General features: G+C 66.4%; 7 protein-coding genes. 4 read left to right on the forward strand and 3 right to left on the reverse strand.

Annotation, left to right across the window (positions count from 1 at the left end):
- Positions 1 to 343 precede the first annotated feature (343 nt).
- On the forward strand, positions 344 to 3,037 hold the full coding sequence (locus O3Q52_RS12370) for a transglycosylase domain-containing protein (protein ID WP_269648824.1): 2,694 nt from the start codon (positions 344 to 346) through the stop codon (positions 3,035 to 3,037).
- A 131-nt stretch (positions 3,038 to 3,168) separates the two neighbouring features.
- A complete protein-coding gene (locus tag O3Q52_RS12375; protein WP_269648827.1) occupies positions 3,169 to 4,683 on the forward strand; it encodes a glycosyltransferase family 87 protein in 1,515 nt (504 codons plus the stop codon).
- A 93-nt stretch (positions 4,684 to 4,776) separates the two neighbouring features.
- Here the strand turns inward: O3Q52_RS12375 and O3Q52_RS12380 are convergent, their stop codons facing one another.
- The 3 genes from O3Q52_RS12380 to O3Q52_RS12390 all read right to left on the reverse strand — a co-directional run bounded on the left by O3Q52_RS12380 (position 4,777) and on the right by O3Q52_RS12390 (position 7,528).
- A complete protein-coding gene (locus O3Q52_RS12380; protein ID WP_200397045.1) occupies positions 4,777 to 5,808 on the reverse strand; it encodes an alanine racemase in 1,032 nt (343 codons plus the stop codon).
- 65 nt (positions 5,809 to 5,873) lie between these two features.
- A complete protein-coding gene (femX, locus tag O3Q52_RS12385) occupies positions 5,874 to 6,995 on the reverse strand; it encodes a peptidoglycan bridge formation glycyltransferase FemX (RefSeq protein ID WP_143641338.1) in 1,122 nt (373 codons plus the stop codon).
- A gap of 212 nt (positions 6,996 to 7,207) precedes the next feature.
- Positions 7,208 to 7,528: a hypothetical protein gene (locus O3Q52_RS12390; RefSeq protein WP_269648825.1), complete on the reverse strand. Its 321-nt coding sequence runs from the start codon at positions 7,526 to 7,528 to the stop codon at positions 7,208 to 7,210.
- 276 nt (positions 7,529 to 7,804) lie between these two features.
- Here O3Q52_RS12390 and rpsF point away from each other — a divergent pair, with 276 nt between their 5' ends.
- Entirely contained in the window at positions 7,805 to 8,095 is a 291-nt protein-coding gene (gene rpsF, locus O3Q52_RS12395; protein WP_055610618.1) for a 30S ribosomal protein S6, read from the forward strand.
- Between the two features lie 80 nt (positions 8,096 to 8,175).
- A partial coding sequence (locus O3Q52_RS12400) for a single-stranded DNA-binding protein (protein ID WP_269648826.1) occupies positions 8,176 to 8,646 on the forward strand: 471 nt, incomplete at its 3' end.

Below are 8,646 nucleotides of genomic sequence, written 5' to 3' on the forward strand. Positions count from 1 at the left end.
GACGGTCTTTATGCCGAGCTGATGTATCGACTCGATACATCAGCACGATAGATCGGTCCGTCGCATGCGACAAGAGGGGGCATCGTGAACGGGGTCACATCACCGATTCGTAGGAAGCAAGTTGCCTGATTTGGGGTGAACTTCGGTGCTAGGGAGGTTTTGACGGTGCGTAGTCTGTGCGCCATGCAAACCACCGGGAACCGAGTGACGCATGGGGACGTCCTCGTCCTCGGTGCGGTACGGATGAATGTAAGAACGACCGCATCCGTACTTCGGGGGGACCGGAAACCAGCCGCCGTTTCCAGGCGCGCTCAGGTGCGCCTGCCCGAGGAGTAATCGTTCGATGAGCGAGCACCGTCGCAAACCGCCGCAGTCGCAGGGCGGCGGACGTGCCGCGGCCCGACGCGGCCAGACCGGGTCGTCCTCCAGCCGCCGTGCGGCGCCGCGGAGCGCCACCGGGTCTCCTTCCGACTCGTATGACTCGGGAGGTGAGGATCGCCCGTTCGGCAGCCGTGCCGAGGCCCGACGGGCGGCACAGAGAAGCAGCACCAGCGGTGGCAGGCGCAGAGCCGCCGACGGGGCGGGGCACGGCGGCCACAGTGGTGGCGGCCGGCGTGGTGGTCCCGGCGGGCCGAACGGCCCTGGGCGGGGCAGAGGGCGCGGTCCCGACCCCTACAAGAAGCGGATCATCGACTATCCGCGCGCGGGCAAGTACGGATGGGCACGTTGGATGCCCTCGTGGAAGCTCGTGACGGGTACGTTCATCGGCTTCTGCGGCAGCCTGATGGCCGTGGCGGGCATCGCGTACGCCATGGTGGGCGTGCCGGACGTCGCGGCGGCCGCGAAGGCGCAGAACAACGTCTACTACTGGGCCAACGACCAGCCAATGGTGTCCACGGGCGGTGAGACCAACCGCCAGAACATCAAGTACGAGCAGATCCCCAAGGCGATGCGGTACGCCGTCATGTCGGCCGAGAACAAGAAGTTCGAGACCGACAAGGGCATCGACCCCGTGGGTATCGGCCGAGCGCTGTTCAACATGGCCAAGGGCGGCGAGACGCAGGGCGGCTCGACCATCACCCAGCAGTACGTGAAGAACGCGATGCTGAACGACCAGTCGCAGACGGTGTCCCGGAAGTTCAAGGAACTCCTCGTCTCCATCAAGGTGGGCCGCAAGGAGCCCAAGGAGAAGGTCATGGCGGGGTACCTGAACACCGCTTACTACGGCCGCACCTCCTATGGCCTCCAGGCGGCCGCTCGTGCGTACTTCGGCAAGAACGCGACCGACCTGGACGCGAGTGAGTGCGCATTGCTTGCCGCCGTTCTGAAGGGCGCCACGTACTACGACCCCGCGGGAGCGACGGCGATCGACCCCGGGGCCACGCAAGAGGCCAACACCAGGCGGGCCACGGAACGCTGGCGCTGGATCCTCGACGAGATGGTCAAGGACGGGCACCTGTCGGCCACGAAGCGGGCCACGTACAAGGAGCTCCCCAAGCTCAAGAACCCGCGGTCCAGCTCTGAGCTGGGCGGTCAGATCGGCTATCTCGTCGATCTCGCCAAGGGCTATGTGATCAACAACACAGACATCACCGAGGAGCAGCTCCGGCAGGGCGGATACGAGATCCACACGACCTTCGACAAGAAGAAGGTCAACGACCTCGAAAAGGCCGTGAAGAAGGTCCGCAAGGAGAACCTCGACGAGAAGCGCCGCCCGAAGACCGACACAGACGTCCAGTTCGGCGGGGCCTCCGTGGATCCGAAGGACGGTGCCATCGTCGCCATCTACGGGGGTGAGTCCGCGACCAAGCACTTCACGAACAACGCCGACGAGACCGGTGCCGCGGTTGGCTCGACGTTCAAGCCGTTCGTCCTGGCGGCCGCCATGCAGGACGGCAAACGCGACCCCGACCTCGGGGAGTCCCAGGCACAGGACGAACGCACCAAGGTCTCGCCGGACAGCTTCTACAGCGGCAAGAACAAACTCAAGATCAAGACCTACGACGGCAGTATCTGGAAGAACGACAAGGGCAAGGAGTGGCTCCAGACCAACGACGACGACGAGTCGTACGGCACTCCGCCGAACTACCAGATCGACCTGCGTGAAGCCATGCGGGTGTCGGCGAACTCCGCCTTCGTGCAGCTCGGTATGGACGTCGGTCTGGACAAGGTGAAGCAGGCGGCCGAAAACGCAGGCCTCAGGCCGAACAGCCTGACGGGTACGACCTTCCCGTCCTTCTCCATCGGCATTTCCGACCCCAGCGCGATCCGCATGGCCGGCTCGTACGCGACGTTCGCGACCAGCGGGAAGCAGAACGACCCGTTCTCGGTCAGGGAGGTCCAGTACGAAGGGGGCAGCGTGTGGAAGCACAAGTCCAATGCCAAGGAGGCCTTCACCGAGCAGGTCGCAGACAACGTCACTGACGTCCTGAAGACCGTCGTCGAGGACGGAACCGGTACCTCGGCCCAGCTCGACGGCCGTGAGGTGGCAGGCAAGACCGGTACGACGGACGGCAACAAGTCTGCCTGGTTCGTCGGGTACACGCCGCAGCTGTCGACCGCGGTCAGCATGTACCGCATGGACGACGACGAGACCAAGAAGAGTCGTCCGTTCCTGGAGATGTACGGCACGGGTGGCCAGGAGTCCATCCACGGTGCCTCGTTCCCGGCCGAGGTCTGGCAGGACTACATGGAGCAGGCGCTGAAGGGCACGAAGCCCGAGAAGTTCCCGGAGGCCGAGCCCATCGGTAAGGTGGTCAACGACCTTCCGACCCCGAGCGTGACCCCCTCGCCCACCGAGTCCGAAGAGGAGCAGACCGAGCCCAGTACGGAGCCCAGCGAGACGGAAACCTCTCCTTCCCCCTCCACGAGTGAGACCTGTGGCCCCTTCGGTAACTTCCCGTGCGAGGACACCGGCGGAACAGAAACGGGCGGAAACGAAACCGGCGGTACGGACGGAGGAGTGTCGTCCTCACCCACGGAATCCGAAGATCCAGGCAATACCAGAGGTAATGGCAATGGCGGCATCTTCGGATGATCAACCGGATAGCTGCCTCCACGGGGTGTTTCACGTGAAACATCCGCAGTGAGGCGTTTCACGTGAAACGAGGGCCGTCGCACCGACTCGGTGCGACGGCCCTCGGCGCATTCCTAGGCGCGTACGGCAGGATGTGCGGCATGCCCAGTGCAGAAACGACGCGCGCGAGCGTGCATGAGCCAGATCTGGTGCGGCCGACCAAGGAGGACCCAGTCGCCGCGACCGGCAGTGAACTGTTCGGTGGTCCTCTCGGGCGGCGCGTGCTGCTCGGGACGTCCTGGTGGACTCCCGTGCGGGTCATTGCGCTCGTCGCGATCGGCATGTTCGCCCTCGGCATGGTGCAGAAGCTGCCTTGCTACGACGGTGCCTGGTTCTTCGGGGCCAGCTCGCAGTACACGCATGCCTGCTACTCGGACATCCCGCACCTCTATCAGGGGCGGGGCTTCGCCGACGGGCTGGTGCCGTACTTCGACAAGCTCGAAGGCGACATGGAGTACCTCGAATACCCGGTACTGACCGGCGTGTTCATGGAGGTCGCCTCGTGGCTGACGCCGGGCAGCGGCAGCATCCAGGACCAGGAGCAGGTCTACTGGATGGTCAACGCCGGGATGCTGATGGCGTGTGCGGCCGTCATCGCCGTCTGCGTGACCCGCACCCACCGGCGGCGCCCCTGGGACGGCCTGCTGGTCGCTCTGGCGCCTGCTTTCGCGCTGACCGCCACCATCAACTGGGACCTGCTGGCCGTCGCTCTGACGGCCGCCGCGATGCTGATGTGGGCGCGGAGCCGTCCCCTTGCCTTCGGAGTCCTGCTGGGGCTCGCCACGGCCGCCAAGCTCTATCCCGCGCTGCTGCTCGGGCCACTGCTCGTACTGTGCTGGCGCGCGGGCAGGTGGCGGGAGTTCGGTACGGCGCTCCTCGGTGCCGCCGGCTCCTGGCTGGTCGTGAACCTTCCGGTCATGCTGCTCGCACCCGAGGGCTGGGCGAAGTTCTACACGTTCAGCCAGGAACGCGGCGTCGACTTCGGCTCCTTCTGGCTGATCCTGTCCCAGCGCATGGAGACCCCGCTCGACACCGACACGGTCAACACCTTCGCGACGGTGCTGATGCTGATCTCCTGTGCGGGTGTCGCGGCTCTCGCGCTGACCGCCCCGCGCCGGCCGCGCTTCGCCCAGCTGGCGTTCCTGATCGTCGCGGCCTTCATCCTCACCAACAAGGTCTACTCGCCGCAGTACGTGCTGTGGCTGGTGCCCCTCGCCGTGCTGGCCCGTCCGAAGTGGCGGGACTTCCTGATCTGGCAGGCGTGCGAGGTGGCGTACTTCCTCGGCATCTGGATGTACCTCGCGTACACGACCAGCGGAGACGCCCACAAGGGACTGCCGCAGGAGGGGTACCAACTGGCCATCGCCGTACACCTGTTGGGGACGCTGTATCTGTGCGCGGTGATCGTGCGCGACATCTTCATGCCGGAGCGGGACGTGGTGCGCCGCTCCGGTGACGACGACCCGTCCGGCGGAGTGCTCGACGGCGCGCAGGACGTGTTCGTCCTCGGAGCCGCTGCCCACCCGCCGCGGCACGCGGCGCACTTCGACGGGCCGTACGTGGAGTGGGGCACCGACGACGAACCGGCGAAGCGACGTTCGCCCTGAGCGAACAAGGCGTGGGCGAGTCACGTAAAAGGCCGTACACGGGCTCCGTGTACGGCCTTTCGTCTGTGCGCGGGGCTTGGTGAGCCCCCGCTGTCAGCGTTCGACGATGCGGTCGAACTGCGTGGTGGTGTGCCGCAGATGGGCGACCAGCTCCTCGCCGACCTTCGGCTCCGGGGCGTCCGAGGGTACGAAGAGGATCGAGACCTGCATGTGTGGGGGCTCCGCGAACCAGCGCTGCTTGGCGCCCCAGACGAACGGTGAGAGGTTCCGGTTGACCGTGGCGAGGCCGGCCCTGGCGACGCCCTTGGCACGCGGCATGACGCCGTGCAGCGCCTTCGGGGCCTCCAGACCCACTCCGTGCGACGTACCGCCCGCCACGACCACCAGCCAGCCGTCCGAGGCGACCTTCTGCTGGCGGTAACCGAAACGGTCGCCCTTGGAGACGGGCGTGACGTCCAGGACGGCTCCGCGGTACTCGGTGGCCTCGTGGTCCCCCAGCCACAGCCGCGTGCCGATGCGGGCGCGGAAGCGGGTCTGCGGGAACTGCTGCTGCAGCCGGGCGAGTTCCTCGGCCTTGAGGTGGCTGACGAACATGGTGTGCAGCGGCAGCCGGGCCGCGCGCAGCCGGTCCATCCAGCCGATGACCTCCTCGACGGCGTCCGAGCCGTCGGTGCGGTCCAGCGGCAGGTGGATCGCGAAGCCCTCGAGGCGCACGTTCTCTATGGCGGCGTGGAGCTGGGGCAGGTCCTGCTCGCTCACACCGTGCCGCTTCATGGAGGACATGACCTCGATGACGACACGGGCGCCCACGAGGCCGTAGACGCCGTCGACCGACGACACGGAGCGGATGACCCGGTCGGGCAGCGGAACGGGCTCCTCGCCCCGTCTGAACGGCGTCAGGACGAGCAGGTCGCCGCCGAACCAGTCCTTGATCCGTGCGGCCTCGTACGTCGTGCCCACGGCCAGGACGTCGGAGCCCATACGAGTGGCCTCGTCCGCGAGCCGCTCGTGGCCGAAGCCGTAGCCGTTGCCCTTGCAGACCGGGACGAGCCCCGGGAACTGCTCGGACACGTGCTTGTGGTGCGCCCGCCAGCGTGCGGTGTCGACGTAGAGCGTGAGCGCCATGGCCGGACCTGGAACCTTTCTCGTGGCAGCGGTGTATCAGAGGTATGAAGGCGAATTCTGGTACGTCAGCGGCGCGACATGTAGATGTCGAGCGCCTTGTGGAGCAGTTTGTTGAGCGGGAAGTCCCACTCACCGAGGTATTCGGCGGCCTGCCCACCGGTGCCCACCTTGAACTGGATGAGGCCGAAAAGGTGATCGGTCTCGTCCAGCGAGTCGGAGATGCCGCGCAGGTCGTAGACGGTGGCGCCGAGCGCGTAGGCGTCGCGCAGCATCCGCCACTGCATCGCGTTCGAGGGCCGGACCTCACGCCCGATGTTGTCGGAGGCCCCGTAGGAGTACCAGACGTGCCCGCCGACGACCAGCATCGTCGCGGCGGACAGGTTCACACCCTCGTGCCGGGCGAAGTACAGCCGCATGCGGTTGGGGTCCTCGGTGTTGAGAGCCGTCCACATGCGCTGGAAATACGAGAGCGGTCGGGGCCGGAAGTGGTCGCGCAGGGCTGTGATCTCGTAGAGGCGCTGCCACTCCTCCAGGTCCTGGTAACCGCCCTGGACGACCTCGACGCCGGCCTTCTCGGCCTTCTTGATGTTGCGCCGCCAGAGCTGGTTGAAGCCCTTGTGGACGTCCTCCAGCGACCGGTTGGCCAGCGGCACCTGGTAGACGTAGCGGGGCTGCACGTCGCCGAAGCCCGCCCCGCCGTCCTCGCCCTGCTGCCAGCCCATGCGCCGCAGCTTGTCGGCGACCTCGAAGGCGCGCGGCTCGATGAAGTCCGCCTCGATGTCGCGCAGGCGCTTCACGTCCGGGTCCTGGATGCCCTTCTTGATCGAAGCGGCCTCCCATCGCCGGATGATCACCGGCGGACCCATCTTCACGGAGAAGGCGCCCTGCTGCTTGAGGTGCGCGAGCATCGGATCCAGCCAGTCGGTCAGATTCGGCGCGAACCAGTTGATGACCGGGCCCTCGGGCAGATAAGCGAGGTAGCGCTTGATCTTGGGCAGCTGGCGGTACAGGACGAGACCCGCTCCGACCATCTCGCCGGACCTGTTGTCGAACCATCCGAGGCTCTCGGAGCGCCACTCGGCCTTGACGTCTGCCCAGGCCGGGACCTGCATGTGGCTAGCCGCGGGCAGACTCTGGATGTACGCCAGATGCTGCTCTCGGCTGATGGTCCTCAGGGTCAGGCTCATTCGGGGCGCTCCTCGGGCTGGTGTGTCCCCATGGGTACAAGGGCTCCGGCTCTCGCGCCGAAGCCTACTGCGCCCTGCGAGCGCCTCGTCTGGCCGTATGGAACCTGTGCCCCGACCAATACGTGGCCGGGGCGCCCGGAGGTGTTGTCCGGCCGTGGGGCCGGGGGTTGGGAAGACCGCGGGCCGGCGGCTCCCGGGGGACGGGGCTCCGGTCAGCCGATGACGCCGCCGAAGAGGCCGCCGTGCGCCATGCCGAGGAAGAAGCCGATGGCGGAGGCACCGAGACCCAGGATCAGCCCGAAGCGCTCCCGGGTCGTCTCGGAGATGAACTGTCCGGCCGCCCCGGTCAGGATGCCCACCAGTCCCGTCCACGAGCTGAGCAGATGGAGGCTGTGGAACATCGCGGTGACGAAGGCCGTCACTCCGAGGACGAGCGTCACGGCGAGCAGGGTGTCCTGGAGCGGATGGGGCTTGTGGTCGGTGGCGAAGAGGGAACCGACGGTCTTGGAGTTGGGTCGCAATGCCTGTGCCATGTGGCACCTCCTGCGGAAGGCGGCGCATCGTAGCGCCATACACACCCGATGTGTACAGATTGACGGTCTCGGGCCCCGGATTTCAACCGCAAGCCGGTATGCAGGTAGTCTGTACCGTCTGCACCGGTGTCTGCCCAGGCCATGACACGATCCCCCGCTCAGTTCGCTGATCGGTGGGCCCGATTGTCAGTGGTGGCCGATACCGTTGCGTACGCATCACAACCCTCCTGCCACGGAACGACCGTGGCCGTTGAGTCCAAAGGAGGTGGGTTCCACATGCGTCACTACGAAATGATGGTCATCCTCGACCCCGATCTCGAGGAGCGCGCTGTCGCCCCCCTGATCGAGAACTTCCTCTCCGTCGTCCGTGAGGGCAACGGAAAGGTCGAGAAGGTCGACACCTGGGGCCGTCGTCGTCTCTCGTACGAGATCAAGAAGAAGCCCGAGGGCATCTACTCGGTCATCGACCTGCAGGCCGAGCCTGCGGTCGTCAAGGAGCTCGACCGCCAGATGAACCTGAACGAGTCGGTCCTCCGGACCAAGGTCCTCCGTCCCGAGACCCACTGAGCTCTCCAGCTCAGCTGATCTCGGACAACGAGTAGCAGCACCAAAAGCAGCCAGCAGCAAACCCGCCGAGAGGTTCCCCCATGGCAGGCGAGACCGTCATCACGGTCGTCGGCAATCTTGTCGACGACCCCGAGCTGCGCTTCACCCCGTCCGGTGCGGCGGTCGCGAAGTTCCGTGTCGCGTCCACTCCCCGCACCTTCGACCGTCAGACCAATGAGTGGAAGGACGGCGAAAGCCTGTTCCTGACCTGCTCGGTCTGGCGTCAGGCGGCGGAGAACGTCGCCGAGTCGCTCCAGCGAGGCATGCGCGTCGTCGTGCAGGGCCGACTGAAGCAGCGGTCCTACGAAGACCGTGAGGGCGTCAAGCGCACGGTCTACGAGCTGGACGTCGAGGAAGTCGGCGCCAGCCTGAAGAACGCCACGGCCAAGGTCACCAATGATCTCCTGGATCGTCCTCGTCCCCGGCATCGCGGCAGCGATCTGCGGCGTCCGGGGAACAGCCGCCTTCGCCGTCCTCGCGCTCCTCACGTACATCGAGGTCGACGCCTCCTG

The sequence above is a fragment of the Streptomyces sp. ActVer genome, from assembly GCF_027270795.1.
GTDB lineage: Bacteria > Actinomycetota > Actinomycetes > Streptomycetales > Streptomycetaceae > Streptomyces > Streptomyces umbrinus_A.

Bases quoted from the DNA above. Each gene is read 5' to 3' on its own strand.
- femX (WP_143641338.1), bottom strand. From the start codon at position 6,995: ATGAGCCTGACCCTGAGGACCATCAGCCGAGAGCAGCATCTGGCGTAC.
- O3Q52_RS12370 (WP_269648824.1), top strand. From the start codon at position 344: ATGAGCGAGCACCGTCGCAAACCGCCGCAGTCGCAGGGCGGCGGACGT.
- O3Q52_RS12375 (WP_269648827.1), top strand. From the start codon at position 3,169: ATGTGCGGCATGCCCAGTGCAGAAACGACGCGCGCGAGCGTGCATGAG.
- O3Q52_RS12380 (WP_200397045.1), bottom strand. From the start codon at position 5,808: ATGGCGCTCACGCTCTACGTCGACACCGCACGCTGGCGGGCGCACCAC.
- rpsF (WP_055610618.1), top strand. From the start codon at position 7,805: ATGCGTCACTACGAAATGATGGTCATCCTCGACCCCGATCTCGAGGAG.
- O3Q52_RS12390 (WP_269648825.1), bottom strand. From the start codon at position 7,528: ATGGCACAGGCATTGCGACCCAACTCCAAGACCGTCGGTTCCCTCTTC.